The 25,706-nt window shown below is 62.6% G+C and carries 28 protein-coding genes; 18 read left to right on the forward strand and 10 right to left on the reverse strand.

The genetic code is table 11. The annotated features are described in order from the left end of the window. Position 1: 1 nt before the first annotated feature. Genes B2Y33_RS19605 through B2Y33_RS19620 form a run of 4 tightly spaced genes read left to right on the forward strand, consistent with a single transcriptional unit; the run spans position 2 to position 3,406 of the window. A complete protein-coding gene (locus B2Y33_RS19605) occupies positions 2-904 on the forward strand; it encodes a metal ABC transporter substrate-binding protein (protein WP_027914696.1) in 903 nt (300 codons plus the stop codon). Then, positions 901-1,647, forward strand: coding sequence for a metal ABC transporter ATP-binding protein (locus tag B2Y33_RS19610; protein ID WP_027914695.1), 747 nt, complete (start codon positions 901-903; stop codon positions 1,645-1,647). Before B2Y33_RS19605 ends, B2Y33_RS19610 begins: the two co-directional genes overlap by 4 nt. Further along, positions 1,647-2,546, forward strand: a complete 900-nt coding sequence (locus B2Y33_RS19615) for a metal ABC transporter permease (RefSeq protein WP_027914694.1) — start codon at positions 1,647-1,649, stop codon at positions 2,544-2,546. Before B2Y33_RS19610 ends, B2Y33_RS19615 begins: the two co-directional genes overlap by 1 nt. Further along, on the forward strand, positions 2,543-3,406 hold the full coding sequence (locus B2Y33_RS19620) for a metal ABC transporter solute-binding protein, Zn/Mn family (RefSeq protein WP_028686980.1): 864 nt from the start codon (positions 2,543-2,545) through the stop codon (positions 3,404-3,406). Before B2Y33_RS19615 ends, B2Y33_RS19620 begins: the two co-directional genes overlap by 4 nt. Before the next feature lie 63 nt (positions 3,407-3,469). Here B2Y33_RS19620 and B2Y33_RS19625 read toward each other — a convergent pair whose 3' ends face one another. The 5 genes from B2Y33_RS19625 to B2Y33_RS19645 all read right to left on the reverse strand — a co-directional run bounded on the left by B2Y33_RS19625 (position 3,470) and on the right by B2Y33_RS19645 (position 6,468). After that, positions 3,470-4,540 carry a DUF1615 domain-containing protein gene (locus B2Y33_RS19625; protein WP_165919251.1) on the reverse strand — a complete coding sequence of 357 codons (1,071 nt, stop codon included), beginning with the start codon at positions 4,538-4,540 and terminating at the stop codon, positions 3,470-3,472. Between the two features lie 112 nt (positions 4,541-4,652). Further along, entirely contained in the window at positions 4,653-5,372 is a 720-nt protein-coding gene (locus tag B2Y33_RS19630; RefSeq protein WP_206405284.1) for a thioesterase II family protein, read from the reverse strand. Further along, positions 5,369-5,590 (reverse strand): MbtH family protein, encoded by a 222-nt coding sequence (locus tag B2Y33_RS19635; protein ID WP_028686977.1) that lies wholly within the window; start codon positions 5,588-5,590, stop codon positions 5,369-5,371. Before B2Y33_RS19635 ends, B2Y33_RS19630 begins: the two co-directional genes overlap by 4 nt. 134 nt (positions 5,591-5,724) lie before the next feature. Next, positions 5,725-6,126, reverse strand: a complete 402-nt coding sequence (locus B2Y33_RS19640) for a hypothetical protein (RefSeq protein ID WP_027914689.1) — start codon at positions 6,124-6,126, stop codon at positions 5,725-5,727. A 48-nt stretch (positions 6,127-6,174) separates the two neighbouring features. Beyond that, the gene (locus B2Y33_RS19645; protein ID WP_027914688.1) at positions 6,175-6,468 is read right to left on the reverse strand and encodes a DUF1330 domain-containing protein; all 294 of its coding nucleotides are present in this window, start codon (positions 6,466-6,468) and stop codon (positions 6,175-6,177) included. A gap of 76 nt (positions 6,469-6,544) precedes the next feature. Here B2Y33_RS19645 and ribBA point away from each other — a divergent pair, with 76 nt between their 5' ends. From ribBA to B2Y33_RS19680, 7 genes are all read left to right on the forward strand, one after another. Next, on the forward strand, positions 6,545-7,663 hold the full coding sequence (gene ribBA, locus B2Y33_RS19650; protein WP_027914687.1) for a bifunctional 3,4-dihydroxy-2-butanone-4-phosphate synthase/GTP cyclohydrolase II: 1,119 nt from the start codon (positions 6,545-6,547) through the stop codon (positions 7,661-7,663). A gap of 186 nt (positions 7,664-7,849) precedes the next feature. After that, positions 7,850-8,875: an ABC transporter substrate-binding protein gene (locus B2Y33_RS19655; RefSeq protein WP_027914686.1), complete on the forward strand. Its 1,026-nt coding sequence runs from the start codon at positions 7,850-7,852 to the stop codon at positions 8,873-8,875. Continuing rightward, positions 8,872-9,789, forward strand: coding sequence for an ABC transporter permease (locus B2Y33_RS19660; RefSeq protein WP_027914685.1), 918 nt, complete (start codon positions 8,872-8,874; stop codon positions 9,787-9,789). The genes B2Y33_RS19655 and B2Y33_RS19660 overlap by 4 nt, the downstream gene beginning before the upstream one ends. Before the next feature lie 5 nt (positions 9,790-9,794). Next, positions 9,795-10,604 (forward strand): ABC transporter permease, encoded by an 810-nt coding sequence (locus tag B2Y33_RS19665; protein WP_206405286.1) that lies wholly within the window; start codon positions 9,795-9,797, stop codon positions 10,602-10,604. Positions 10,605-10,622: 18 nt separating this feature from the next. Further along, a complete protein-coding gene (locus B2Y33_RS19670; protein WP_027914684.1) occupies positions 10,623-11,771 on the forward strand; it encodes an ABC transporter ATP-binding protein in 1,149 nt (382 codons plus the stop codon). Between the two features lie 122 nt (positions 11,772-11,893). Continuing rightward, positions 11,894-13,201, forward strand: a complete 1,308-nt coding sequence (locus B2Y33_RS19675) for a substrate-binding domain-containing protein (protein ID WP_206405287.1) — start codon at positions 11,894-11,896, stop codon at positions 13,199-13,201. Between the two features lie 198 nt (positions 13,202-13,399). Continuing rightward, positions 13,400-14,434, forward strand: a complete 1,035-nt coding sequence (locus tag B2Y33_RS19680; protein WP_027914682.1) for a TerC family protein — start codon at positions 13,400-13,402, stop codon at positions 14,432-14,434. On the opposite strand, the gene B2Y33_RS19685 is transcribed toward B2Y33_RS19680, so the two are convergent. Next, a complete protein-coding gene (locus B2Y33_RS19685; RefSeq protein ID WP_080992879.1) occupies positions 14,385-14,717 on the reverse strand; it encodes a hypothetical protein in 333 nt (110 codons plus the stop codon). The two genes, B2Y33_RS19680 and B2Y33_RS19685, sit on opposite strands and share 50 nt — an antisense overlap. After that, entirely contained in the window at positions 14,717-15,085 is a 369-nt protein-coding gene (locus tag B2Y33_RS19690) for a histone-like nucleoid-structuring protein, MvaT/MvaU family (RefSeq protein ID WP_023536121.1), read from the reverse strand. The genes B2Y33_RS19685 and B2Y33_RS19690 overlap by 1 nt, the downstream gene beginning before the upstream one ends. A gap of 177 nt (positions 15,086-15,262) precedes the next feature. On the opposite strand from B2Y33_RS19690, the gene B2Y33_RS19695 reads away from it, so the two are divergent. Next, complete coding sequence (locus tag B2Y33_RS19695) at positions 15,263-16,060, forward strand: OBAP family protein (RefSeq protein ID WP_049696171.1); 798 nt, start codon at positions 15,263-15,265, stop codon at positions 16,058-16,060. A 23-nt stretch (positions 16,061-16,083) separates the two neighbouring features. Here B2Y33_RS19695 and B2Y33_RS19700 read toward each other — a convergent pair whose 3' ends face one another. Next, positions 16,084-17,313: an acyl-CoA dehydrogenase gene (locus B2Y33_RS19700; protein ID WP_027914679.1), complete on the reverse strand. Its 1,230-nt coding sequence runs from the start codon at positions 17,311-17,313 to the stop codon at positions 16,084-16,086. Between the two features lie 138 nt (positions 17,314-17,451). Between B2Y33_RS19700 and B2Y33_RS19705 the strand changes: the two genes are divergently transcribed. Further along, positions 17,452-18,378 (forward strand): LysR family transcriptional regulator, encoded by a 927-nt coding sequence (locus B2Y33_RS19705; protein WP_110606805.1) that lies wholly within the window; start codon positions 17,452-17,454, stop codon positions 18,376-18,378. A 174-nt stretch (positions 18,379-18,552) separates the two neighbouring features. Then, positions 18,553-19,707: a cysteine desulfurase family protein gene (locus B2Y33_RS19710; protein WP_206405288.1), complete on the forward strand. Its 1,155-nt coding sequence runs from the start codon at positions 18,553-18,555 to the stop codon at positions 19,705-19,707. 22 nt (positions 19,708-19,729) lie between these two features. Here the strand turns inward: B2Y33_RS19710 and nfsB are convergent, their stop codons facing one another. Beyond that, positions 19,730-20,383: an oxygen-insensitive NAD(P)H nitroreductase gene (nfsB, locus tag B2Y33_RS19715; RefSeq protein WP_206405289.1), complete on the reverse strand. Its 654-nt coding sequence runs from the start codon at positions 20,381-20,383 to the stop codon at positions 19,730-19,732. A gap of 102 nt (positions 20,384-20,485) precedes the next feature. Here nfsB and B2Y33_RS19720 point away from each other — a divergent pair, with 102 nt between their 5' ends. From B2Y33_RS19720 to B2Y33_RS19730, 3 genes are read left to right on the forward strand one after another with little or no spacing between them, the layout of a single operon-like run. After that, a complete protein-coding gene (locus B2Y33_RS19720) occupies positions 20,486-21,427 on the forward strand; it encodes a LysR family transcriptional regulator (RefSeq protein ID WP_028686970.1) in 942 nt (313 codons plus the stop codon). Between the two features lie 45 nt (positions 21,428-21,472). Next, positions 21,473-22,303, forward strand: coding sequence for an AraC family transcriptional regulator (locus B2Y33_RS19725; RefSeq protein ID WP_028686969.1), 831 nt, complete (start codon positions 21,473-21,475; stop codon positions 22,301-22,303). 49 nt (positions 22,304-22,352) lie between these two features. After that, complete coding sequence (locus B2Y33_RS19730) at positions 22,353-22,937, forward strand: LysE family translocator (RefSeq protein WP_110606808.1); 585 nt, start codon at positions 22,353-22,355, stop codon at positions 22,935-22,937. 27 nt (positions 22,938-22,964) lie between these two features. Here the strand turns inward: B2Y33_RS19730 and B2Y33_RS19735 are convergent, their stop codons facing one another. Next, the gene (locus B2Y33_RS19735; protein ID WP_028686967.1) at positions 22,965-24,164 is read right to left on the reverse strand and encodes a sugar transporter; all 1,200 of its coding nucleotides are present in this window, start codon (positions 24,162-24,164) and stop codon (positions 22,965-22,967) included. 198 nt (positions 24,165-24,362) lie between these two features. Here B2Y33_RS19735 and B2Y33_RS19740 point away from each other — a divergent pair, with 198 nt between their 5' ends. Then, positions 24,363-25,679, forward strand: a complete 1,317-nt coding sequence (locus B2Y33_RS19740; RefSeq protein ID WP_132578869.1) for a hypothetical protein — start codon at positions 24,363-24,365, stop codon at positions 25,677-25,679. Positions 25,680-25,706: the final 27 nt, after the last annotated feature.

Below are 25,706 nucleotides of genomic sequence, written 5' to 3' on the forward strand. Positions count from 1 at the left end.
CATGCTTCGCTCCGCCCTCGCCCTGCTCCTGGCCTGCGCCCTACCCGCCTTTGCCCTGGCCGACGCCGGCAAACCGCTGCGTATCGGCATCACCCTGCACCCTTACTACAGCTATGTGAGCAACATCGTTGGCGACAAAGCCGAGGTGGTGCCGTTGATTCCGGCTGGCTTCAACCCGCATGCCTACGAGCCTCGCGCCGAGGACATCAAGCGCATCGGCACGCTCGATGTGGTCGTGCTCAACGGCGTCGGTCATGACGACTTCGCCGACCGCATGATCGCGGCCAGCGAAAAACCGAACATCGCCACCATCGAATCGAACCAGAACGTGCCTCTGCTCGCGGCAACCGGCATTGCCGCACGCGGCGCTGGTAAGGTCGTCAATCCGCATACATTCCTGTCCATCAGCACCACCATTGCGCAGGTCAATAACATTGCCCGGGAGCTGGGCAAGCTGGACCCGGAAAACGCGAAACTCTACACGCAAAATGCGCGGGCCTATGCCAAGCGTCTGCGTGCCCTGCGTGCAGAGGCCTTGGCCAAGGTGAGCCAAGCGCCTGGTGCCACCTTCCGGGTGGCCACGATCCACGCTGCCTACGATTATCTGGTGCGTGATTTTGGCCTGGAAGTCACCGCCGTGGTGGAGCCTGCCCATGGCATCGAGCCCAGTCCCGCTCAGCTGAAGAAAACCATCGACCAACTCAAAGCGCTGGATGTGCGCGTCATCTTCTCGGAAATGGACTTCCCCTCGGCCTATGTGGAAACGATCCAGCGTGAATCCGGCGTGCGCTTGTACCCGTTGACGCATATTTCCTACGGCGAATACACCAAGGACAAGTATGAGGTCGAAATGAAGCGCAACCTCGACACAGTGGTGCGCGCCATCGAGGAGAACCGCGCATGACCGCCGCCACTCAGGTGCTGCCGGTTTGTGGACCTCGCATCGAGTTCGAGGCGGTCAACCTCGAACTGGGCCGTACGCGCATTCTCGAACAGGTCAGTTTCAGCGTCGCGGCCGGCTCGGTGCATGCCATCGTCGGACCCAATGGGGGCGGCAAGAGCTCGCTGATCAAGACACTGCTGGGGCAGATGCCTCATCAGGGCCGATTGGCTATGCACTGGCCCAGCGAGCGGGAGGTGATCGGCTACGTGCCTCAGGCGCTGGAGTTCGACCGCGGCTTGCCCATGACCGTGGACGACTTCATGGCTGCCATGTGCCAGCGCCAGCCCGCCTTCCTAGGGTTGTCCAAGCGTGTCCAGCCGGCCATCGAGGCGGCCCTGACCCACGTCGGCATGCTCGACAAGCGCAAGCGGCGCATGGGGGCACTGTCGGGCGGTGAGCGTCAGCGGGTGCTACTGGCGCAAGGGCTGATTCCCGAACCGCAACTACTAGTACTGGACGAACCCATGTCGGCACTGGACGAAGCGGGTATTCGTGTGTTCGAGCACTTGCTGGCCAGCTGGCGTCGCTCCGGCACCACTGTCTTGTGGATCGAGCATGACCTTGAAGCCGTGCTGCGGCTGGCTGACCGGGTAACCGGCCTGAGCCGCCGCGTGCTGTTCGATGCACCGCCTGCCCAGGCTCTCACCCCTGAGCGTCTGCTCGGGCTGTTCTCCGTCCATCCGCGCAGCGAGAGCCTTGCCTGATGAGTTTCGAATCCTTCCGTGAACTGGTGCAGCAGTGGGCCGTTCAAGGCTACTTGCCCGAAGCGCTGGCCTACGGCTTCGTCGTCAATGCGCTGCTGGCAGGGTTGATGATCGGGCCGGTGCTCGGTGGCCTTGGCACATTGGTGGTGGTCAAGCGCTTTGCCTTCTTCTCCGAAGCGGTCGGCCACGCGGCGCTGACTGGCGTGGCCATCGGCATCCTGTTGGGCGAACCCTATACTGGGCCCTACGGCAGTCTGTTCGGCTATTGCCTGCTGTTCGGCATCCTGCTGAATTTCCTGCGCAATCGCACCGGCTTGTCGCCCGACACGCTGATTGGCGTGTTCCTGTCGGTGTCATTGGCGCTAGGCGCCAGCCTGCTGCTGATGCTGGCCGGCAGGATCAACGTGCACATTCTGGAAAACGTGCTGTTCGGTTCGGTGTTGACCGTCAGCGGTCAGGACCTGGTCGTGTTGGGAATCGTCGCCGTGCTGGTGCTGGCCTTGGCGCTGCCGCTGTACAACCGCATCATGCTGGCCAGCTTCAATCCGCAACTGGCTGCTGTACGCGGGGTGGCGGTCAAAACCCTGGACTACCTGTTCGTGGTGCTGGTGACCTTGGTCACGGTGGCCGCGGTCAAAGTAATCGGTGCGATTCTGGTGGGCGCGTTACTGGTCATCCCCGCGGCTGCCGCGCGCCTGGTCAGCCAGTCATTGAAAGGCTTTTTCTTCATCTCGGTGTTCATCGCTACCCTGAGCACCCTGTTCGGCATTCTGCTGCCCATTGTCTTCGACCTGCCTGTACCGTCCGGCGCCGCGATCATTCTGGTCGCTGGCCTCTGCTTCGCCCTGGCCGCCCTGGCCCGCGCGCTCGTCCCACGTCTGCAAGGAAACCCGGCATGAACCTCAAACGCCTGTGTCTGGCCGTCGCCCTTACCAGCCTGCCGTCCCTGGCCTCGGCCACCCAGGTGCTGACCACCCTGCCGGTGACCCACAGCCTGGCCAACACCTTGCTCGAAGGCACTTCGGTTGAGCTCAAACGCGCTGCGCCGGCGAATTTGCCCGCCAGCCGCCAGCCGTCATATTTCAGTGGTCGTGGCGAAGCCAGCCTGCACAAGGCGGCCCAGCAGGCTGACGCTGTGATCGGCGTGCGTTCGATCTGGCGAGACGATCCGCTTTATCCGGTGGCGCGGCGCAGCAATATCCGCATCGTGGAAATCGACGCCGCTCGCCCCGTCGATGGTGCATTGCCAGGCATCGCCGTGACGGGGGCTGATGCCTACGCCGGCTACCCATGGCTCAGCCCCACCAACCTGGGCCGCATGGCCGATGTCGTGGCCAATGATCTGGAGCGGCTGTCACCTGCGGACAAGGCACGCATAAAAACCAACCTTGCCGGCTTCAAGCAGCAAGTGTTGGCGCTGGCCGCCGATAGCCAGACGCGTCTGGCCAAGGTGGAAAACCTGACCACCGTCAGCCTTTCGGAGCGGCTGGGTTACTTGGCCAGCGGATTGAACCTGGACCTGGTGGACCAGCCGCTGCCCACCGAATGGGATGCCGCTGCGCTCAAAGCCTTGGCCGACAACCTCAAAAACCAGGACGTGGCCCTGGTCCTGGATCATCGGCAACCAGAGGCCGCCGTGGCGCAGGTCATCAAAGACAGCGGCGCGAAGCTGGTTGTCGTGCAGAGCGATACCGACGACACGCTGGCAGGCTTGAAGAGCAGCGTTGATCTGATCGTCGAGGCATTAGGCCAAGGCTGAAGGGGTAGCGCAGTACCTGTGTGGAGCATAAGGGCCGAATAAGAAGAGCAGACCCGCACTTACTCAACGACTCATACACTGCTCATAGCGCCCATCCACCCGCTCGGCAAACCAGGCAGTGGTCAGCTTGCGGGTGATCTTCGGGCTCTTGAGCTCGATGCCCGGCAGCACGGCCCGCGGCAATGCACGGCCGGCCCTGGCATCGGCCAGGGCAAACACCTCCCGGTACAGCCGAGTCTCTTCGAAATCCAGTTCGGTGCCCTGCTCCAGCTGACTGCGAATCTGCGGGTTGCGCAGGCCCAACTGCCGACCCAGCTGACGTGCTGCCCTTTCCGTGGTGCCGGGCATGATCGACCCAGGCGCAATCAGGTCACCGTCCAGCGCCAGATCTATCCCGGTGACCTGGCTGAGCGCCGCCTGAAACGCCGCATTACGGCTGGCGTACCAGCCAGCGTTGAAGTCAGCGAACCGATAGAGCTGACGCTCGTAGTTGGCGGGATAGCCCAATAGATGCGCAATCCCGAAATACAGGCCACCGCGGCGCGTGAACACTTCCTGGCGCACGCTACCCTCGCGTGCGTAGGGATAGGCTTGCGCGTGTTTCTCGGCAAAGTCGATGCTCACCTGCATCGGGCCGCCGGTATGTACCGGGTTGAGCCCCCCCAGCAAGGTACGGCCCAATGGCACCCGCGCGATCACCTCATCATACAGTTCGCTCAATTGCTTCTCGGTGCGCACTGCCTGCAAGCGCTGTGCGTAGGTCTTGCCATTGCCAGACGGGGTTTGCAGCGCGCCGTCGACCAGCATTCTAGGCACATGCACACGGGCAGCCCGCCGATTGATTTCCTCGCGCGCGATACGGCCCAGCTGGGGCACCTGGGGGTCGGCGTTGAAGGTGGACTCCTGCTCGGTCACAGCCAGTACCGCGCACAGGTTTCGCTTTGAAGGCTCGATACCTTGGGCCTGGAACGCCTTCTGGATATCAGCGGCCCAGCCGGCCCGGTCGCCAGCCTTGGCGGGCAACAACCGCATCAGCTCTGCGTGCACCTGCGCAGGGTCGGCTTGGGGTACGGACGCTCGGCGCCCCGTACACCCTTGCAATACGGCCAGGGCCAGAACGGCTGCGGCCAGCATGCGCCCGTTCAGAGGTGGGCTCCTGCCAACGGGCGCGCAGAGAGATCGATCAGCATGGTCTGTCCTGGAGGTTCAAAGCCCCTAGCCTCGCCGACCCTGGGCGAGACGTCAATCAACCCGTCAGGCGCAGCGGTTCCAGGGCGCTGGTCAATGCCGCCAGCACGCCTGGCTCGTGGTCATGGATGAAGAAGTGACCGCCAGGGAACACCTGCAGCGAAAACGAGCCCTGGGTTTCGTGCTGCCAGGCCCGTAGCTGCTCGTCGCTGGCCCGATCATCTTCGCCACCCAGTACGTGCAACGGGCAGCGAAGCGCGGGCCGCTGGCGATACGTGTAGGTCCCGCACAGCAGAAAGTCAGCGCGCAGGATCGGCAGTGTCAGGCTCATCAGTTCATCATTGGCAAGCACCTGCTCTGGCGTGCCTTGCAGCTCACGCAATTCATCGATCAGCTCGGTGTCGGACTTCGGCTCGCGCCAGTGCCTGCCGTCATAGTCTTCCCGGCGGGTAGGCGCAGCAGTGCCGCAGGCGAACAGCGCCAGCGGTGGCTGGCAACCAAGCGCCTGCAGTTCATGGGCCAGTTCGAAGGCCAGCAGCGCGCCCAGGCTGTGGCCGAGCAAGGCATAAGGCGTACTGGTCGTCAGGCGCTGCTCCTGGGCCAGCTGTCGGGCCAGCGCCTGCATGTCGGTGTGCAACGCCTCGGCCATGCGTGCGCCGCGGCCTGGCAATTCCACTGGCCTAACCTGCAACCACGCCGGTAGCGCGCGGCGCCACCGGCTGTACACCATCGCACTGGCCCCCGAATACGGCAGGCACAGGAGATTGATCACCGTCACTGTGCGCCAGCTTCAGCCATTTTCTGACGCAGGCTGAGCGGACGCATGTCGGTCCACACCTCATCGATGTAGGCCAGGCAGTCCTTTTTCAGCCCTGCTTTGCCCACCGCCCGCCAGCCCTCGGGGATCGCCTTGTATTCCGGCCAGATCGAATACTGTTCTTCGTGGTTGACCACGACCTGGAACTGGATGTCTTCACGGTCGAAAACTGAAGTCATGTTGCCTGCCTCCTTGAGTGGGATTGCCACTGCGCGCGCGGCGCAGGGGAACTCTCAAGTAGACGTGCAGGGAGTGGAAAAAATTAGGCGACCAGGCAATGCCGAGCCGGCCTGGGGATGTGGGGCCGGTTCGGTCAGGTATCGCGCAACAGGTCGTGGGTGTCGAGCAGGCGGAAGGCAACCTGCGGATTTCGTTCGAGCCCCTTGCGTATGGCCGCCGGTATGGCCTGGCGCGTCTTGCGGCACAACCCAGGCTGATCGTCCAGCTCGATGACGATCCCGCGCATGGTGCGCACTTCATGATGGCCCGGTGCGATATGCAGCCGGATGCCCAGGTTGTCATATAGCCGACGTTGCAGACGATAGAGATCCTCGATGTCCTGAAGGTTCTCCAGGCGTTCGAGCAGGCGCTTTTCTTCCTGCCGGGTCAGCAGCAGGATGCGCCGAGCAGGCTCGCACTCGGTGGCCAGCTGATCGCGACCGCAGATGCACGCACCGGGCGGGCAAGGTTGGCGCAATGGTACAGAGTTGGTCATTGCCCAAGCATAGCCAGGATTGCGGCACCCGTGCTACGCCCGGTGGTGTCATGGCGCGACGCCCTCGACGATGATCACCTCGGCGCACGCCGCACCTTGGCGCAGGCCGCAGGCTTGCTGGTAAAGGTCGGATCGATAGCAGGCCACGGCCTGGTCATAGGAGTCGAACTCGATCACCACGCTGCGTTGGGGCGTAGGCCGCCCTTCCAAGGCCTCACTGCGCCCTCCCCTGGCCAGAAAGCGCCCACCGTAGGCCTGGAAGGCTGCCGGGGCACGCTGAGTGTACTGCTGGTATTGAACCGGGTCGGTCACATCCACATGGGCAATCCAATAGGCCTTCATCCGCTTGTCTCCTGCGTGGGGGCTTTTGTGTATGATGGTATACCATAAACAATAACTCTCAGCACGAGCACTCGACATGCCTTTCAACAGCATCGATGAAATTCTCCAGGATTATCGGCAAGGCAAGATGGTCTTGTTGGTGGACGACGAAGATCGTGAGAACGAAGGCGACCTGCTGATCGCCGCCGAATACTGCGACGCACAGGCCATCAACTTCATGGCCAAGCAAGCCCGTGGCCTGATCTGCCTGACGCTGACGGATGAGCACTGCCAGCGCCTGGGCCTGGAACAGATGGTTCCGGCCAATGGCAGCATGTTCAGCACCGCCTTCACCGTCTCGATCGAGGCCGCGACCGGCGTCACCACGGGCATCTCCGCCGCCGATCGCGCACGCACCGTGGCAGCTGCCATGGCCGCCGATGCGCGCCCGGAAGACCTGGTGCAGCCTGGGCATATTTTCCCGTTGCGCGCCCGCGAAGGCGGTGTTCTCACCCGCGCAGGACACACCGAGGCCGGCTGTGACCTGGCCCGCCTGGCAGGCTTGAGCCCGGCGTCGGTCATCGTCGAGGTGCTCAACGACGACGGCACCATGGCCCGTCGGCCCGAGCTTGAAGCCTTCGCGGCCCGCCACGGCATCAAGATCGGCACCATTGCCGACCTCATCCACTACCGGCTGAGTACCGAGCAGACCGTCAAGCGCATCGGGGAGCGTGAGCTGCCCACGGTGCATGGCACCTTCCGCCTGGTCACCTATGAGGACCGTATCGACGGCGGCGTGCACATGGCCATGGTCATGGGCCAACTGCGCCGTGAGACGCCTACGCTGGTGAGGGTGCACGTGATCGATCCGCTGCGCGACCTGGTCGGCGCCGAGTGGGCGGGCCCGGCCAACTGGACGTTGTGGGCGGCACTGCAGAAAGTGGCTGAGGAAGGCGCAGGCGTGGTCGTGATCCTGGCCAACCATGAGTCCTCCCAGGCGCTGCTCGAACGTGTGCCGCAATTGACCCAACCCCAGCGCCCCTACCGGCGCGGGCAGTCGAAGGTGTATTCGGAGGTCGGCACTGGTGCGCAAATACTTCAAGACTTGGGCGTGGGCAAGCTTCGTCATTTGGGTCCGCCCTTGAAGTATGCAGGCTTGGCGGGCTACGAGCTGGAAGTGGTGCAGAGCGTACCGTTCGAGCCAATGGCTGGCTGATCGCGCAGCCTGCATGGCCATCGACCAAATGATGGCCGGTAGCCTGCTGCTACTTGCGAAAAGTTTGGAATACCATAATATGACATTCCGTAGACCTTGAATTTGTCTACCGCTGCTCCCCGAATACTGTTGGCGGGCGCACCACAAGCCCTGCCTCGAATAACAAAAAGCAACGAGGGCGTAATCATGCTGTTGAGCAAACGTGTAACCGCAGTGCTGTCGGCCAGCCTCCTGACATTGGCCTGCCAGGCCACTCAGGCGGCTGAGAGCCTGAATTTCGTAAGCTGGGGCGGAACGACCCAGGATGCTCAGAAACAAGCGTGGGCAGCCCCGTTCAGCAAGGCTACCGGCATCAAGGTGGTGCAAGACGGCCCGACCGACTACGGCAAGCTCAAGGCCATGGTCGAAAGCGGCAACGTGCAGTGGGACGTGGTCGACGTCGAGGCTGACTTTGCCCTGCGTGCTGCCAGCGAAGGCCTGCTCGAACCTCTGGACTTTTCCCAGATCCAGCGCGACAAGATTGACCCGCGCTTCGTTTCCGATCATGGCGTGGGTTCGTTCTTCTTCTCCTTCGTGCTCGGCTACAACGAAGGCAAGCTCGGTGCCAGCAAGCCAACCGACTGGACCGCGCTGTTCGACACCAAGACCTACCCCGGCAAGCGCGCCCTCTACAAATGGCCAAGCCCAGGTGTGCTGGAACTGGCGCTGCTGGCCGATGGCGTAGCACCGGACAAGCTCTACCCGCTGGACCTGGATCGCGCCTTCAAGAAGCTCGACACCATCAAGCAGGACATCGTCTGGTGGGGCGGCGGTGCGCAGTCGCAACAGCTGCTTGCCTCCGGTGAAGCCTCCCTCGGCCAGTTCTGGAACGGCCGCGTCTACGCCCTGCAACAAGACGGCGCGCCTGTAGGGGTGAGCTGGAAACAGAACCTGGTCATGGCCGATTTCCTGGTCGTACCCAAAGGCGCGAAGAACAAGGATGCGGCCATGAAGTTCCTGGCCAATGCCAGCAGCGCCGAAGGCCAGGCCGAGTTTGCAAACAAGACGGCCTACGCCCCGGTCAATACCGACAGCCTCGCCAAGCTGGACAAGGACCTGGCCCCGAACCTGCCGACTGCCTATGCGCAGGATCAGGTTACCCTGGACTTTGCCTACTGGGCCAAGAACGGCCAGGCCATTGCCGCCCGCTGGAATGAGTGGCTGGTCAAATGAAAGTCGCGATCAATGCCCTGCATAACGCCCAAGGTGCCCCTTCGGGCACCGGTGCTCCAGGGGCCGGGCCACGGCGCGCCTCCCTGAGCCAGCGCTGGAAGGGCAGCCGCAACCTGCTGCCAGCCCTGCTGTTCCTGGGCCTGTTTTTCTTCGCACCGTTGGTTGGCCTGTTACTGCGCGGCGTGCTCGAGCCCACGCCTGGCCTTGGCAACTATGAACAGCTGTTCGCCAACTCGGCCTATGCCCGGGTGTTGTTCAACACCTTTTCGGTGGCCGGGCTGGTAACGCTGATCAGCGTACTGCTGGGCTTTCCGCTGGCCTGGGCGATCACGCTGGTGCCCAAGGGCTGGGGCCGGTGGCTGCTGAACATCGTACTGCTGTCGATGTGGACCAGCTTGCTCGCACGCACTTACTCCTGGCTGGTGCTGCTTCAAAGCTCGGGGGTCATCAACAAAATGCTGATGGCCATGGGCATCATCGATAGCCCACTTGAGATGGTGCACAACCTCACAGGCGTGGTGATCGGCATGAGCTACATCATGATCCCGTTCATCGTGCTGCCGCTGCAGGCAACCATGCATGCCATCGACCCGATGGTGCTGCAGGCAGGCTCGGTGTGCGGTGCCAGCCCGTGGACCAATTTCTGGAAAGTGTTTCTGCCGCTGTGCCGGTCGGGGCTGTTCTCCGGGGCGTTGATGGTGTTCGTCATGTCGCTGGGGTACTACGTCACCCCGGCGCTACTGGGCGGGGCGCAGAACATGATGCTGCCTGAATTCATCATCCAGCAGGTGCAGTCGTTCCTCAATTGGGGCCTGGCCAGCGCGGCAGCCGCCTTGCTGGTGGTCATCACCCTGGTGCTGTTCTACCTGTACCTGAAGCTGCAGCCGGAATCCCCGGTTGGCACTGCGAGGTAAACCACATGCTCTTGTCTCCCAACGCCATGGGCCGGCCGCTTCGCACCGGCCTGTACTTGACCACCGGCGTGATTGCTGCCTTCCTGCTGCTGCCGGTGGTCTTCATCGTGCTGCTGTCGTTCGGCTCATCCCAATGGCTGGTGTTTCCGCCGCCGGGCTGGACGTTCAAATGGTACGGGCAGTTTTTCTCCAACCCTGAGTGGATGGACGCGGCCCTGGCCAGCCTAAAGGTCGCCGTGCTCACCACCGGTGCGGCAGTGCTGCTGGGCCTACCCACGGCCTTTGCCCTGGTACGGGGTCGCTTCCCGGGGCGCGAACTGCTGTACGGTTTGTTCACCATGCCCATGATCGTGCCCCTGGTGATCATCGCCGTGGCGGTATACGCCTTGTTCCTCAAGCTGGGCTACACCGGGACTTTGTTCGCCTTCGTGGTGAGCCACGTGATCGTCGCCCTGCCCTTCACCATCATCTCCATCATCAATTCCCTGAAGCTGTTTGACCAGTCAATCGAAGACGCCGCCGTCATCTGCGGCGCCTCGCGCCTGCAGGCCATCTTCAAGGTGACTTTCCCGGCCATCCGGCCTGGGATGATCGCCGGCGGGTTGTTCGCGTTTCTGGTGTCCTGGGACGAAGTGGTGCTGAGCGTGATGATGGCCAGCCCCGACCTGCAGACACTGCCGGTAAAGATGTGGACCACCCTGCGCCAGGACCTCAGCCCGGTAATCGCCGTGGCATCGACCTTGCTGATCGGTCTGTCGCTGCTTGTGATGTTCCTTGCCGCCGCCCTGCGCCGGCGTGCCGAAACCAACGCCTGAGCGCGCGGAGATTAACCCATGAGTGCAGTGATCCAAGACAACGCGCGTGGCAAGGCCCTGGTCAGCCTGCGCGGCCTGAACAAGCATTACGGCGACTTCACCGCCGTGGACAACCTGGACCTGGACATTCAGGAAGGCGAATTTCTGACCTTCCTGGGTTCCAGCGGCTCCGGCAAGTCCACCACCCTTTCGATGCTGGCTGGCTTCGAGACGCCCAGCAGCGGCCAGATACTCGTGGAGGGCCAATCGCTGGTCAACGTGCCGCCGCACAAGCGCGACATCGGCATGGTGTTCCAGCGCTATTCGCTGTTTCCGCACCTGAACGTGCGCGACAACATCGGCTTCCCCCTGGCCATTCGCAAGCTGGGTGCGGCTGAAACACGCAAGCGTGTCGATGCCATGCTCAAGCTGGTGCAACTGGAGCCCTTCGCGCACCGCAAGCCCTCGCAGATGTCTGGCGGGCAACAGCAACGCGTGGCCATCGCCAGGGCGCTGGTCTACGAGCCGCGCATCCTGCTGATGGACGAGCCGCTGGGTGCCTTGGACAAGAAGCTGCGTGAAGACCTGCAGGACGAATTACGCCAACTGCACCGGCGTCTTGGCATTACCATCGTCTACGTCACCCATGACCAGGAAGAGGCCATGCGCCTGTCCCAGCGCATCGCGATCTTCAGCCATGGCAAAATCGTGGGCCTTGGCAGTGGCTACGACTTGTATCAGAACCCGCCCAACGCGTTTGTCGCCTCGTTCCTGGGCAACTCCAACTTCCTGCGGATCAAGGCCAATGGCAACGGCGCCGGTAGCTTCGAAGGCCAGAGCGTGGCCATCCGCCTGACCCCAGGCCTGAGCCAGGACCAGGATGCCCTGATCATGGTGCGACCCGAGAAGGCCCTGGCCCTGACTGCTCAGCAAGCTGCCGAGCAACCTCTGCCTGCGGGCTGGAATGAAGTCAGCGCCACGGTCGGCGAGGTGTTGTTCCTGGGTGAAAGCCAAACCTGTCATGTGGTCACTGCAGGCGGTACATCGTTGACGGTCAAGGCGCTGTCGGCGGCAGGCATGCCGATGCAGCCAGGCGACACCGTCAAGGTACGCTGGGCCGTGGCCGATGCGTGTATCTATACCCAATGGGCAGAAAGTGACCTGAGCAAATCGGCCGGCGCTCACTGAGCCGAGGAGCTGACGCCACGTATCAGGCCGTGCGCTAATGCCTGCGCACGGCCGCCTTGTCATCACACCATCACGCCACTGTCTTACGCTCAGGCCATTCCCACCGTAAAGGTCCAATCGGCATGGCCCGCCTGTTCGCCCTCCTGTTGACCATGCTACCGGTGATGGCCTGGGCCGAGTCCGTGCCTCTGCGCATCCAGGGCTCCAACACGCTTGGCAGCGCCCTGCTACCGGCATTGGTACTGGCGCAACTGCGTGCTGAGCTCGCCACCCAGGTGCAGGTTCACCGCGGTCAGTCTGACAATGAGTCAGTGATCACGGCGACCCGCGCCGACGGCGTAGCCGTTCGGGTCGACATCGCGGCACATGGTACGAATACGGGCTTTTCTGCCTTGGCTCGTAACGAGGCCGACCTGGTCGCCGCCTCACGTCCGATCAATGACAGCGAAGCGCGGCAATTGCAGGCATTTGGTGACCTGCGGGCCCCTGCCGCCGAACATGTGATCGGATTGGACGGCGTCGCCATCCTCGTCAATCCTGCCAACCCGTTGCATGAGTTGTCCCTGGATCAAATTGCGCAGGTTTTCAGCGGGCAGATACAGCGCTGGGAGCAACTGGGAGTGGCCGGTGGCGACATCCACCTGTACGCCAGGGACGAACGCTCCGGGACGTTCGAAACGTTCAAAGCACGGGTGCTGGCGCCTGGGCAGGTCAGCCTGGCGCCGACAGCCACGCGTTTCGAAGCCGGCGATCGTCTGGCCGCCCAGGTAGCGGGTGATCGCCAGGCAATCGGATTCTCCGGCCTTTCGACCAGACACGGGACGAAGGTGCTGGCAGTGGCCGAAGGCACCGCTGCGGCGCAGCTGCCCGAACGCGCCTTGGTGGCCAGCGAGAACTACCCCCTGTCACGTCGCCTGTTCCTGTATCTGCCCACTCCCTCAAGCCCTCAAGCCACCGCATTGATCGACTTCATCCAGAGCCCTGCTGGTCAGGCCATCGTGGCCGAACAAGGCTTTGTGTCACAACAGGTCTTGGCCCAGCGGGTGGTGCCTGTTCCGGACATGCCCGCCCGGTATCGCGACCTCGTAGAGCACGCCCAGCGGCTGAGCGTGAATTTGCGCTTTCAACCGGGCAGTGCCGCCCTGGACAGCAAGGCCATCCAGGATGTTCAGCGGATCATCGATTACCTGAACCAGGCCGGCAAGCAGCAGCGCAAGGCTGTGCTGGTCGGCTTCGGCGACCCCAAGGACACACCGGGACGCGCGGCCCTGCTCTCGCGCCTGCGCGGCGAGGCGGTACGCCAGGCGCTGGCGCGCGGGGGTATCGAGGTGCTGGAGGTGGCGGGGTTAGGTGACCAGATGCCGGTGGCCGGTAACGAGCTGGAGCAAGGCCGATTGCGCAACCGTCGCGTCGAGATCTGGGTCTATTGAGGCTTGCAGTACTGCACCAAGACCTGAGCCGTCAGCGCATCGAAAGCCCTTCGCAAAAAAAAGTAACAGCTGCCCATTCGGCGTGCCCCACAAATGGATCTACGCTCAAGCTTAAGTGATACCGGGCCCCTCTGACGGTTGCCAGCCGCCATGTCGGATCACTGTTGCCACGCAACGTCGGCCGACCAGGAGGGGCTCATGACAGCTCTGCACACCTTTCTCACCACACCTTTTCTTGGCACCAGCGCTTGGCTATGGCTGATCTTCGTCGCCATCGTCGTCGGCTTGCTGGTGCTCGACCTGGGCGTGCTGCATCGCCATGACCGTGAAATCGAAATGCGCGAAAGCCTGCTGCTGTATTCGGGCTATTTTGGCGTTGGCGTGCTGTTCGGCGTTGGGGTTTGGTACTACCTGGGCGCGCAGCCGGCGCTGGAGTTCTACACGGGGTTTCTTGTCGAGCAGTCGTTGTCGATGGACAATGTCTTCGTCATGGCGATGATCTTCAGCTACTTCGCCGTTCCCAGGCGGTACCAACACCGCGTGTTGTTCTGGGGCATTCTCGGTGTGGTGGTGTTGCGCGCCATCATGATCGGCGTAGGTGCGGCCCTGGTGCAGAACTTTGCCTGGGTACTTTATATCTTCGGCGCTTTCCTGCTTTTTACCGGCGTGAAGATGGCGCTGTCCAAGGAAGGCAGCCAACCGGACCTGGCCAACAATCCGATTCTGAAGTTTGTACGGCGGCACATGCGCGTGACCGATCAGATCCACGGCTCGAAGTTTTTCGTGCACATCACGCCCAGCGGGGGCAGCCATGCTGTGCGCCACGCTACGCCGCTGTTCCTTGCGCTGGTTTTGATTGAACTGGCCGACCTCGTCTTTGCCGTGGACAGTGTTCCGGCAATATTCGCCATTACTCAGGACCCTTTCATCGTCTACACATCCAATATCTTTGCCATCTTGGGCCTGCGTTCGCTTTACTTTGCCTTGTCGGCACTGATGCACCGTTTCGTGTACCTGAAATATGCGTTGGCGCTCGTGCTGATCTTCATCGGTTGCAAGATCTTCTACCACGGCTTGATTGGCAAGGTGCCCGCCCTCTTGTCGTTGGGTGTCACGTTCGGACTGCTGCTGGGCGGTGTGCTGGTGTCGCTGATAAAAACACGTGGTCAGGGCAAGGCTGCGATTACTGAGTCGGATCAAGCGACTGGAACCACTGGGCATAAGGAGTATTGACCGCCATGCGCCGGTTGAAGTCCGGGCTCCCGTCGGCCCACCAGACAGGACCCCGCTCACCCAGCGCCACCTTTGCCGTCTGAACCTGGGCACGGGCGCGGGTTAACTGATCGGGATCGTTGTCGGCTTTTGCGTCCTTTACAGCTCTGCGGGCGTCCATCAGGGCATGCACCCAGTGCTGACGCTCAGCCTCGGACAGGGAGGGGTCGGTACAGCGCCACAACCGCCCCCGGACAACGAAATAGCGGCCGTCCGGGGTCGTGGGATAACGCTGGGCAGGCATTACTTGGCCAGCCAGTTTTCCACTTCATCTGCGCCGTGTTCGGCCTTCCATGCCTTGAGCTTGGTGTGATTGCCACCTTTGGTCTCGATGACTTCACCGGTGTGAGGGTTCTTGTACTGCTTGACTTGCCGAGCACGACGCGGCGCTTTCTGGGACGCAGCAGGCGCAGCGGGACGTTGACCGTTTTTCGGATCGAGCAGGTTGACGATGTCGCGCAAACTGTATTCGTACTTGGCCAGCAGATTTCGCAGTTTGGTTTCAAACTCGATTTCTTTCTGCAGCTCAGGGCTACCTTTCATGGCTTCCAGCTCTGCAAGTTGGGCAGCCAATTTCTGTTCCAGTTGTCGAAACTCTGCAAGACGAGACATGGGGACGTTTCCTTTTCAGTACGACGGGCAATAAAACTTCAGTAACTTGTTAGTGCAGTCGAACATACGCTTGGTTCAACCCGCTTGACTAACTAGACCGCATTACCGTCTGTCCGTCAAAGAAAATGTTAGTGCCCTGCAAGCGGTCTGTTGCGCACACCCAGCGGAGACTGAATCATGCCCAACCCGTTCCCCAGCCTTCTTGGCTTGTGTATCGCCAGCGCCCTGCTCGCCGGTTGCTCAGGTGCCAAAACCGCATCACCCGTACACACACCCGGCGCCCCAATAAAAACCGGGACGCAATGGCTTGAAAAAGGCGCGGCGCTGTTACAGTCCAAACCACCCATTGAGGCACTCAATGCCTACCTGGACGGCTTTCACTTCTATAACGGCCATCCGGATATTCAAATGGAAGCGCATCATTACTGTGCGATCCTCAACGAAGACGTCATTCAGTGCGTGATCTACGATGGCAGCACGGCCACGGCCAAGATCATGGGCGTGGAGTACATCATCGATCAGAAGTTGTTCGCCCGTTTACCCGACAAGGAAAAAGCCCTGTGGCACAGCCACGGTTATGAAGTGTCCTCTGGCCAGTTGGTGGCGCCCGGTATACCTGCGCCTGCCGAGCATGCCTTGATGAAACGCCTGGCCACCACCTACGGCAAGACGTGGCATACCTGGCATACCGACCAGGACAAGTCCCTGCCGATGGGCGTGCCCCAACTGATGATGGGCTTTACGGCAGACGGTCAGGCAGACCCTGCAATGGTCGAGCAGCGCAATCGTCGCCTGGGCATCGATACCACCCAGACGCGCAAGCAGCGCGCTGACATCGACATTCCGACGCCTGACACCGGCGCCGACAGTTGGCAGAAAGGCGTCGTCATTCAGTTGGATGACCCTACGGGCGCGCATCTGCACAAACCTGCCACCACTACGCCTGCCGATACCAACAGCCGTTCGGCCCGCTGAGCCTCGCGGGGTGACCACAGCAATCAGCGTTGGGCCGCTGAACCCGACGCAGGCAGGTGCTTGCCGATCTCGTACTTGCCGATCGCAGCCCGGTGTACTTCATCGGGCCCGTCGGCCAGGCGCAGCGTGCGCTGCATGGCGTACATGTAGGCCAACGGAAAGTCAGCGCTGACCCCCGCGCCACCGTGCAACTGGATCGCCCGATCGATCACGCGCAGCGCCACGTTCGGTGCTACCACCTTGATCTGGGCGATTTCGCTGCGGGCCACCTTGTTGCCCACCGTGTCCATCATGTAGGCCGCTTTGAGCGTGAGCAGTCGTGCCATGTCGATGTCCATGCGCGAATCGGCAATCTTGTCGACATTGCCGCCCAGGCGCGCCAGTGGCTGACCGAACGCAGTCCGGCCAACCGCGCGCTTGCACATCAGTTCAAGGGCCCGTTCGGCCATGCCAATGGATCGCATGCAATGGTGAATGCGCCCAGGCCCCAGTCGGCCCTGGGCGATCTCGAACCCCCTGCCTTCTCCAAGCAGCACGTTCTCCAACGGCACCCGCACATTTTCGAACACCACCTCAGCATGGCCATGGGGGGCGTCGTCGTAGCCAAACACCGGCAAAGGCCTGAGCACCCTCACACCGGGGGTATCCATCGGCACCAGAACCATCGAATGTTGTTGATGCCGCGGGCCGTTCGGGTTGGACAGGCCCATGAAGATCAGCACCTTGCACCGTGGGTCACAGGCGCCGGAGGTCCACCACTTGCGGCCATTGATGACCCATTGGTCCCCTTCGCGCACTGCTGTGGCCGCCATATTGGTGGCATCTGAGGACGCCACATCGGGCTCGGTCATGGCGAATGCCGAGCGGATCTCGCCCCGCAGCAAAGGCTCCAGCCACTGCTGCTTCTGGGCGGCCGTGCCGTAGCGCACCAGCACTTCCATGTTTCCCGTGTCCGGTGCCGAGCAGTTGAACGGCTCCGGGCCCAGCAATGAACGGCCCATGATCTCTGCCAGTGGGGCGTACTCCAGGTTGGTCAGCCCTGCACCGTATTCGGATTCAGGCAGAAAAAGGTTCCACAAGCCCTCCTCGCGCGCTTTGGTCTTCAACGACTCCATGATGGCGGTAGGCTGCCAACGATCGCCTTCGGCCACCTGGCGGTCGAATACGGACTCGGCAGGATAGACGTAGGTATCCATGAATGCAGTCACGCGCTCGCGCAGCGCTTGCACCTTGGGCGAATAGGCGAAATCCATTGGCGGGTTCCTTCGGGTCGAATGACATGAAGCAAGCCTAGGGCAGGCATGGGTCATCCACCTAGTCTATTTTCGGCGTGTATTAACATTCATAACCGATATATGATCAGCCGATAATTCCAAGAACGAGCGGCGCTCATGAACCTCAGCAAGGTCGATCTCAACCTGTTCATCGTCTTCGATGCGATCTACACCGAAGCTAACCTCACCCGTGCCGGGCAGATCGTCGGCATCACCCAGCCTGCCGTGTCCAATGCATTGTCCAGGCTGCGGGAGACCTTCAACGATCCGCTGTTCGTGCGCACCGCCCAGGGCATGGTGCCGACACCCATGGCGCAAAACATCATCGGCTCGGTCCGCAGCGCCCTGGCGTTGCTGCGCACCTCAGTGCAGGAAAGCCGAACGTTCAATCCCCTGCAAGCGAGCAAGACCTTTCGCATCAGCATGACCGACCTGACCGAGGCCGTGATCCTGCCGCCGCTGTTCCAGCGTCTGCGTCGCCTGGCACCTGGGGTGCTGATCGAGAGTTTCCTGTGCAAGCGTCGAGAAACGACCAAGGAGCTCGCCGCGGGACGACTGGACTTCGCCATCGATGCCCCTCTCAACACCGACCCTCAAGTGCGGCACATCAAGTTGATGCAGGACCGCTACGTCTGCGCCCTGCGCCAAGGCCACCCGCAGGCCGACAAGGCATTGAGCCTGGACGCGTACCTTGGCATGACCCACATCCACATTTCCAGCCGCCGCAACGGGCTGGGTTACGTGGACCTTGCGCTGGGCAAGATGGGCGTACAGCGCAAGGTTGCCCTGCGCTCACAGCATTACCTGATGGCCTCGCAAGTCTTGCAGCAAACCGACATGGTGATGACCGTGCCAGAGCGTTTCGCCCGCCGTCATCAGCTGTGCTACAAGCCCCTGCCTGTGGAGGTGCCTGCGCTGGAGACGCACCTGTACTGGCATGAAAGCACTGATCAGGACCCCGCGAACCGCTGGATGCGCGAGCAGATCACAGAGTTGTGCGAGCGAGTAGTCAGCGAAGAGGAACGGTCTCTGCGCGGTGCGTGAAGAAAAACCGTCTGAAGGGTCGTGGCAAGCACGGGAACATTTTTTCCGTTATGCCTGAGCGGGAGAAAGCTTTTGCAAAATGGTCTTAAAAAGCCCTGATTTAGAGCAAAAGTCTCTTCACAGCGCAGTTAATCTTGTTCAGGCACCCTCGTTCTCTTGCCAATGGACCTGCTCATGACTGACGCCCCGCTCTACTTCGATTACGCTGCCACCACCCCGGTCGACGATCGAGTGATCGAGACCATGCTTGCGTGCCTGGGTCGGCATGCCCATTTCGGCAACCCGGCCTCGAGCGGGCATGTCTACGGCAAGGCAGCGCGTGATGCAGTCGAACTGGCCCGTGAGCAGGTGGCCGAACGCGTGGGGGCGTCGCCGGCGTCGCTGGTATGGACATCCGGGGCGACCGAGTCCAACAACCTGGCGCTCAAAGGGATCGCACAGGGACTGGGCCAGCCTGGGCATCTGCTTACCAGTCAGCTAGAGCACAAGGCCGTTCTGGACACAGCGGCCGAACTGGAGCGCCAGGGCTGGACAGTGACGCGACTGCAACCGGACCGATCAGGCCTGATCCATCCCGCCATGGTTCAGGACGCGCTGCGCGCCGACACGCGCCTGGTGTCGCTGATGGCGGTGAACAATGAACTGGGAACGGTGACCGACATCGCTGCCATCGGCGAGCGGGTGCGGGCGCACGGCGCCCTGTTGCACGTGGATGCCGCCCAGGCGGTTGGCAAGCTCGACATCGACCTGGCCGGCCTGCCCGTTGACCTGATGTCCTTCTCAGCCCACAAGGTGTATGGCCCCAAGGGCATCGGTGCGCTGTTCGTCGGCCCCCGGGCCCGCGCCGGCATGCGTGCGCAGCTGCATGGCGGTGGTCACGAGCAAGGCTTGCGCTCCGGCACCCTGGCGACGCATCAGATCGCGGGCATGGGCAGCGCGTTTGCCCTGGCGGGTCAACCGGGCGACGGCGAGGACCAGCGCCTGGCACAGTTGGCCAAGCGCCTGCGCGAGGGCCTATTGGCACTGCCCGGCATCACGCTCAACGGCTGCGCAACCCAGCGCGTGCCGCACACCTTGAACCTGTGTATCGAGCAGGCGGGGTTCAACAACGCGGCGCTTGCCACGCAACTGGCGCTGTCGACCACCTCGGCCTGCAATTCGGCGAACAATGCGGCATCCCACGTCCTGCTGGCCCTGGGGCTGGACGAGCGCCGTGCCCGTAACAGCATTCGCCTGAGCATCGGCAGGTTCACCACAGAGGCAGAGGTAGACAAGGCCATTGCGGTAATGGCCTCGGCATTGAAGACGGCCAGCGCTGCACTGTGGTGAATCACGCCAGCCGGGCATGCCTTTACAGGAAGGTGAATACCTGGGAGGCCGGGAGCCGCGATTTGCTCAACCCGGAATTGAAGTCGGTTTCACTGCGATAGCCCAGGCTCAGCAGCACTACGCTGGTGAAGCCTTGTTCGCGCAACCCCAGCTCGGCATCCAGGCGCTGGCTATCGAAACCTTCGATGGGGGTAGCGTCCAGGCCCAAGGCAGCCGCGCCCAGCAAGGCGGTACCCAGGGCAAGATAGGTTTGCTTTTCCATCCAATGCTGCAGGTCCTTGCGCTCGTAACGATGCAGGTCGGCGTAGTGGCGTCGGCTCTTGTCCTGAGCCGCCTTGGCCTGCTCATCCCGAAAACGCCCGTCGAGTGCTTCCTGGGCGAGCACGGCCTCCAGGTGCGCCTGGGTCATGTCGGTACGCGTGCAGAAAACGATGACATGAGAGGCATCGCGCAATTTGGGCGAGTTGTAGGCGTAGTCGGTGTCGGTACTCGTGGTCAGGCGGGCTTTGGCAGCCTCGCTCTGGGCGACGACGAAATGCCAGGGCTGAGAATTGACCGACGAGGGGCTGTGGCGCAATTGCTCGAGTAAAGCATCGACCGTGGTTTGGGGAATTTGACGCGATGCATCGTAGGCTTTGGTGGTGTAGCGGCGCTTGGCCAGCGAGACGGTATCCATGGGCAATTCCGATCGTCGAGAGGAAAGAAGTGCCCATGGTATCTTTCCTGCCACAAATAAAAACCGGCACAATCGAGCAACACTTTCACCCACGGAGTGACAATGCTGCGCCTTGCCGACCTCGAACTGTTCGTACGCAGTAGCGCACTGGGCAGCTTCACCGCAGCTGCCCTAGAAGCGAACCTGTTACCCGGCCAGGTGGCAGCGGCCATCAAGCGGCTGGAGCGTGACCTGGACGTACGCTTGTTCGTTCGTACCACCCGCAGCCTGCGCCTGACTGCTGAGGGCGAGCGCTACCTGCCGACCGCCGTGAACGTGCTGGAAAGCCTACGCCGCGGGCATGACGATTTGCATGGCAATGCCACCGCCCTGCGCGGCACCTTGCAGGTTTCAGCGCCCTCGGACCTGGGCCGCAACATGCTGTTGCCATGGCTCAGCGCGTTTCGCCGGGAACACCCGGCCCTGCACCTGCGCTTCATGCTGTCCGACCAGATTGCCGACCTGAGCCGTGATCCGGTGGACGTCGCCGTGCGTTACGGCCTGAATCAGGACGCCAACTACATTGCCCTCCCCCTGGCCGACTGGAACCAGCGCGTGCTGGTCGCCTCGCCCGATTACCTGGCCCGCCACGGCCGACCCCAGACACCCGAAGCACTGCACACTCATGCCTGCTTGTTGTACATGCAGCACGGACGGGTGTACGACAAGTGGCAACTCGGCCAACGCACGGTGCACGTGCAAGGGCCACTGGTCAGTGATGATGCCGATGTGATTCGCCGCCTGGCGGTACTTGGCGAGGGAATCGTCTACAAGTCGTGGCTGGATGTCAGCGACGATCTGGCCTGTGGCAGACTGGAAATCGTCCTGCCTCAATGGCCGGGCGAGCCGACGCCGGTCACGCTGGTATGTCCGCACCGCAAGCAGCTCACGCCCGCCGTCACGCAACTGCACCAGTGGCTGCGCCAGCGGTTCGACGCACTGCAGCCGGCAGCCAGGCTCGGCAGTTGCACAAATCTTCCAGACACCTGGAACCGGGGGCATTAGGCTCGTGATACAGCCCCCGCATCAGCGTGCACACAGCGAGCTCCCATGAGTAACTGGATCGACCTCAAGCAGGACGCCGAGACCGGCATCGAGTCGATCCGCGCGCATTTCGTCGGTCATGCCTACGACCCCCATTGGCACGACAGCTACCTGGTCGGTGTGACCGAGCAAGGGGTCCAGCAATTCAATTGCCGTCGGGTCAGGCACCGCAGCGTGCCGGGTCAGGTCTTCATGCTTGAGCCTGGGGACCTGCACGATGGGCTTGCGCCCACTGAAGACGGTTTTACCTACTCTACGCTCTACCTGGAGCCGGACTGGCTGGAGCAGCAGTTGCGCCTGCTGTTCGAACACGCGCCCCGTGATGCCTTGCCCAGTTTCGCCGACACGCTGACTCAGGACCTGCAGCTCGCCCAAACCACCGCTTTTGCCTTCAATGCACTGCATGCAAACGAGCTACTCATCGTCAGGCAGTCGGCCACCGACGCCCTGCTCGCCTGCCTCACGCGCCACCTGCACTGGCGCAAGCGGGTCGACCCGGACCCGCGCCTGCCGCTCACGGCGCAACGGGCCCGCGATTATCTGCATGACAACCTCGCACGGGATGTGGGCCTCCAGGAGCTGGCAACAGCCTGTGGTATCGACCGCTATCGCTTGACCAGAGCCTTCAAGGCGGCATTCGGGCTTGCCCCCCATGCGTACTTGATCCAGCTGCGTCTGGCCAGGGCCCGGCGTTTGCTCGCCAGCGGAGCCAGCCCTGCAGACGTAGCCGTCACCTTGGGCTTTGCCGATCAAAGCCACCTGGGCCGCTGGTTTCGGCGGGCCTATCGACTCACGCCGGCACACTACCGCAAACGCTGCTCAATCCTTCCAGACTGACGCGATGCAAACGGCGAGCATGGTGGCTGATCTCAAGGAGCCCCTGCACATGACGCATTCTTTCCTGCCATTTATGGCATTTGCCCTGGTTGCCAGCATCAGCCCGGGCCCGACCAATCTGCTCATCCTTGCCCAAGGTGCGCGTCACGGCCTGCGCAGCACACTGGTACCCATCCTGGCGGCCTGCCTGGCCGCTGCGGCCACCGTATTGCTGGTTGGCATGGGGCTGGGCCAATGGTTGACGCGCCACCCCCAAGCCCAGCATCTGATGATGTGGGGCGGGGTGTTGTGGTTGAGCTGGCTGGCCTGGCAACTGCTGCGCAGCGCCGGCGACACCGGCGCAGCAGCCCAGGTGCGGGCGTTTACGGCAGTGGACGCGGCAACGTTGCAGGTAATCAACCCCAAAGTGTGGCTGATGGCCGTGGCCGTGATCGGCGTGTTTGCCGCGCCTGGCCTGGCGGTGTGGCAACTGGCGCTGGTGTTTCTGGTGATCGCCCTGCCGTGCATGACGCTGTGGGCGGTGCTGGGCGCAGGCAGTGCGGGCTGGCTGCAAACGCCACGCCGCATGCGCTTATTCAACCGAGCCCTGGGCGGGCTGCTCTTGCTCTCAGCGTGGGCTGCGGTACTGAGCTGAGCAGCCTTGCTGGCCTGTAAGCCACACTCAATGCGTCAGCGCGTCGCGAAAGCGGCGGGTACTGCCGACTGCCAGCAACAAGCCGACCACTGCCACGCTGCCGCCGACCAGGCCGATATTGGCCACGCCCAGGTAGCTGCTGACGATACTGCCCAGCAACGCCCCCCCGCCGATGCCAATGTTGTAGATGCCGGAGAACAACGCCATGGCCACATCCGTGGCGTCGGAAGCCAGCTTCAAGGTGCGTGACTGCAACGACAGGCTGAAGCTCAAGATCGCCACACCCCAGCACATGCTCAGCACAGCAAATGCATTGAAGCTGCCGGACAAGGGCAAGAGCAGCAGCAAGCAAACTGCCAGCATGCCGATCGAACCCACCAGAAAACCCTGGGGGAAACGATCGCTGTAGCGGCTGAACAGGAACGAGCCGACCACGCCAGCGCCGCCAAACAACAGCAGGACCAACGTGGTGCGTTCACCGCTGATCTGCGCGACATGCAAGGCGAACGGCTCGATATAGCTGTAGGCGGTGAACTGCGCGGTGATCACCAGCGTCACCAGCAGGTAGGTGATGACCAGCGCAGGCCGCTTGAACAGTATCGGCAAGCTGCGCAACGACCCCGAGTTTTGGCTCGGCAACAACGGCAGCGATTTCATCAGGCACAGCATGGTCGCCAGCGCCACGCCGGCGATGCTCAGGAAGGTGACGCGCCATCCCAGCGCCTCGCCCACCACGCGCCCCAGGGGGATGCCGAGCACCATCGCCAGCGTCGTGCCGGTGGCCAACAGGCCCAGCGCCTTGGCCTGTTGCCCAGGCGGGGCGACGCGCACCGCCAGCGAGGCAGTGATCGCCCAGAACACGGCGTGCGCCAGGGCTATGCCGATGCGGCTGAGCAGCAGCATCGCAAAACTCTGCGACAGCCACGACAGCAGGTGGCTGACGATGAACACCAGAAACACGAACAGCAGCAGGCGCCGCCGCTCGATGTTGCGGGTCATCAGCATCATCGGCAGTGATGCCAGTGCCACGACCCAGGCGTAGATGGTCAGCATCAGCCCCACTTGCGCAGTGGTCATGTCGAAGCTGCGGCCAATGTCGCTGAGCAGCGCCACCGGCACGAACTCGGTGGTGTTGAAGATGAAGGCGGCCAACGCCAGGGCGATGACGCTCAGCCAGCTGCCGCCGCCTACAGTGGGTGGCAAATGGTCAGGTAGGGGTCCGTTCATGGCGTGAAACCGGTTCTCCACAGGCAAGGCAAGACCACGCACGTCCAGCCCCGGCAAGGAGCGGTATGAGCGTGTGTCTTATTAAAATTGGGGACGCAGGCATGGTACGCGTCATGCTTGGGCCTCACAACCGCCGTACCGAAGGAGTACCATGCGCAATCTCGGATACTGGCGCACATCAAGGAGTTCCACCCACTCATGGACAAGCAGCATCCCCAGCAGCAATGGCAGCAGGCCGTTATCACCTACGCCCAGGCCGTCAACGACTATGTCGCACAAGGCCGTGCGCACGGCTGGGACCAGCTCGAAGAACCCCGGCACCCTGCCACCGAGCACTTGCTGGACGCCTGGCGCGCCGCCTTGCGCACGGTCAATCAGCCGGCTGTCGAGGAGCACCAGCGCCAGGCGTTTCGCCAGGCCTGGCCGCCAGCCCATGCGCCCTTGTTGCCCCTGCTCGATACGCACGGCCAGGGCATCGCCACGTTACTGCTGCTCGACGACGGCAGCCTGCTCGCACGGATCGGCATGCCTCACGAGAAAGGCCAGGTGGTGCGTATCGATGGTTACAGCGTGACACCCATCATCGGCGTCGAGCATTTCGGCCGGTGCCCGGCTCGGCGCTTCTTCGCCCTGGCCAATGCCGAGGGTGTGCGCGTGACCGATGGATGGGGGGGCCCACAGGTGCGGCGGCTGGCCTGGCCTACCGGTTTGGAGGGGTTGCCCAAGGGCTATCCGTTCGAGCCTTTCGACCTGCCCCCCGTTGCGACTGCCTTGATACCGTTCCCCGACGGGCAACAGGTGCTGCTGGTTAGCGACGAGGGCATTTTCGTGCTATCCGAGCAGGGCGCGAGCCGGCTGCTGCCACGCCAGGAGCAGGTCGAGCAGGCGTTGGCAGAGGGCACGGACCCCGATGACATCATCCTTGGCCTGAGCATGGCCCACGGCGCTGTTTCGCCTGACGGCAAGCGGGTCGTGGTGGGCGAGCAAGCCAACCGACACCAGGTGCTGGACCATCGGTTACGGCCTGTTGCCAGTATCGGGCCGGCCAGCGAATACCCGCACTACGCCCTGTTCAACCGCGCCGGGGACCAGTTGCTGCTCAATGCCTGTCACTTCTACAGCGGCGCGTCGCTGGCCGTCAGGGTGAGCGACCTGGAAGGCCTGGACACCGATTACTACAGCCAGGACCCCCGCACGCCGGTGGTGCAGGAAGGCGCCCGGGTCTATGCAGGCGTGGCGCGCCAGGACGAGTACATCGTCGGTGATGCCTATGGTTATCTAAGGGCGTTCGGGGAAGACGGTAGCGAACGCTGGCAGCACTATCTGGGTTCGACCATCAGCGCGATGGACATCAGCGAGGATGGGAGAACCCTCGTCGCTGCAAGCCATGCGGGGTTCATCTCGGTGATCGCGCTCGACAGTGGCCGACCCGATTGGCAGATCGGCACAGGCCCGCATGGTGAGGTCCGGCGCTGGCTGTTCTGGAAAGGTGGGGAGAAGCCGCTGGCCTGGTAGGGCCAGCAACAGGACCTGCACCGGTTG

Source organism: Pseudomonas sp. UBA5666, assembly GCF_002420785.1.
Classification (GTDB): Bacteria; Pseudomonadota; Gammaproteobacteria; order Pseudomonadales; family Pseudomonadaceae; genus Aquipseudomonas; species Aquipseudomonas fulva.

What these genes read in the sequence shown, in the direction of transcription:
- B2Y33_RS19670 (WP_027914684.1), top strand. Translation starts at nt 10,623, where the DNA reads ATGAGTGCAGTGATCCAAGACAACGCGCGTGGCAAGGCCCTGGTCAGC.
- ribBA (WP_027914687.1), top strand. Translation starts at nt 6,545, where the DNA reads ATGCCTTTCAACAGCATCGATGAAATTCTCCAGGATTATCGGCAAGGC.
- B2Y33_RS19635 (WP_028686977.1), bottom strand. Translation starts at nt 5,590, where the DNA reads ATGACTTCAGTTTTCGACCGTGAAGACATCCAGTTCCAGGTCGTGGTC.
- B2Y33_RS19690 (WP_023536121.1), bottom strand. Translation starts at nt 15,085, where the DNA reads ATGTCTCGTCTTGCAGAGTTTCGACAACTGGAACAGAAATTGGCTGCC.
- B2Y33_RS19740 (WP_132578869.1), top strand. Translation starts at nt 24,363, where the DNA reads ATGGACAAGCAGCATCCCCAGCAGCAATGGCAGCAGGCCGTTATCACC.
- B2Y33_RS19680 (WP_027914682.1), top strand. Translation starts at nt 13,400, where the DNA reads ATGACAGCTCTGCACACCTTTCTCACCACACCTTTTCTTGGCACCAGC.
- B2Y33_RS19610 (WP_027914695.1), top strand. Translation starts at nt 901, where the DNA reads ATGACCGCCGCCACTCAGGTGCTGCCGGTTTGTGGACCTCGCATCGAG.
- B2Y33_RS19615 (WP_027914694.1), top strand. Translation starts at nt 1,647, where the DNA reads ATGAGTTTCGAATCCTTCCGTGAACTGGTGCAGCAGTGGGCCGTTCAA.
- B2Y33_RS19725 (WP_028686969.1), top strand. Translation starts at nt 21,473, where the DNA reads ATGAGTAACTGGATCGACCTCAAGCAGGACGCCGAGACCGGCATCGAG.
- B2Y33_RS19695 (WP_049696171.1), top strand. Translation starts at nt 15,263, where the DNA reads ATGCCCAACCCGTTCCCCAGCCTTCTTGGCTTGTGTATCGCCAGCGCC.
- B2Y33_RS19625 (WP_165919251.1), bottom strand. Translation starts at nt 4,540, where the DNA reads ATGCTGGCCGCAGCCGTTCTGGCCCTGGCCGTATTGCAAGGGTGTACG.
- B2Y33_RS19640 (WP_027914689.1), bottom strand. Translation starts at nt 6,126, where the DNA reads ATGACCAACTCTGTACCATTGCGCCAACCTTGCCCGCCCGGTGCGTGC.
- B2Y33_RS19620 (WP_028686980.1), top strand. Translation starts at nt 2,543, where the DNA reads ATGAACCTCAAACGCCTGTGTCTGGCCGTCGCCCTTACCAGCCTGCCG.
- B2Y33_RS19735 (WP_028686967.1), bottom strand. Translation starts at nt 24,164, where the DNA reads ATGAACGGACCCCTACCTGACCATTTGCCACCCACTGTAGGCGGCGGC.
- B2Y33_RS19645 (WP_027914688.1), bottom strand. Translation starts at nt 6,468, where the DNA reads ATGAAGGCCTATTGGATTGCCCATGTGGATGTGACCGACCCGGTTCAA.
- B2Y33_RS19675 (WP_206405287.1), top strand. Translation starts at nt 11,894, where the DNA reads ATGGCCCGCCTGTTCGCCCTCCTGTTGACCATGCTACCGGTGATGGCC.
- B2Y33_RS19720 (WP_028686970.1), top strand. Translation starts at nt 20,486, where the DNA reads ATGCTGCGCCTTGCCGACCTCGAACTGTTCGTACGCAGTAGCGCACTG.
- B2Y33_RS19605 (WP_027914696.1), top strand. Translation starts at nt 2, where the DNA reads ATGCTTCGCTCCGCCCTCGCCCTGCTCCTGGCCTGCGCCCTACCCGCC.
- B2Y33_RS19705 (WP_110606805.1), top strand. Translation starts at nt 17,452, where the DNA reads ATGAACCTCAGCAAGGTCGATCTCAACCTGTTCATCGTCTTCGATGCG.
- B2Y33_RS19655 (WP_027914686.1), top strand. Translation starts at nt 7,850, where the DNA reads ATGCTGTTGAGCAAACGTGTAACCGCAGTGCTGTCGGCCAGCCTCCTG.
- B2Y33_RS19730 (WP_110606808.1), top strand. Translation starts at nt 22,353, where the DNA reads ATGACGCATTCTTTCCTGCCATTTATGGCATTTGCCCTGGTTGCCAGC.
- B2Y33_RS19660 (WP_027914685.1), top strand. Translation starts at nt 8,872, where the DNA reads ATGAAAGTCGCGATCAATGCCCTGCATAACGCCCAAGGTGCCCCTTCG.
- B2Y33_RS19665 (WP_206405286.1), top strand. Translation starts at nt 9,795, where the DNA reads ATGCTCTTGTCTCCCAACGCCATGGGCCGGCCGCTTCGCACCGGCCTG.
- nfsB (WP_206405289.1), bottom strand. Translation starts at nt 20,383, where the DNA reads ATGGATACCGTCTCGCTGGCCAAGCGCCGCTACACCACCAAAGCCTAC.
- B2Y33_RS19710 (WP_206405288.1), top strand. Translation starts at nt 18,553, where the DNA reads ATGACTGACGCCCCGCTCTACTTCGATTACGCTGCCACCACCCCGGTC.
- B2Y33_RS19685 (WP_080992879.1), bottom strand. Translation starts at nt 14,717, where the DNA reads ATGCCTGCCCAGCGTTATCCCACGACCCCGGACGGCCGCTATTTCGTT.
- B2Y33_RS19700 (WP_027914679.1), bottom strand. Translation starts at nt 17,313, where the DNA reads ATGGATTTCGCCTATTCGCCCAAGGTGCAAGCGCTGCGCGAGCGCGTG.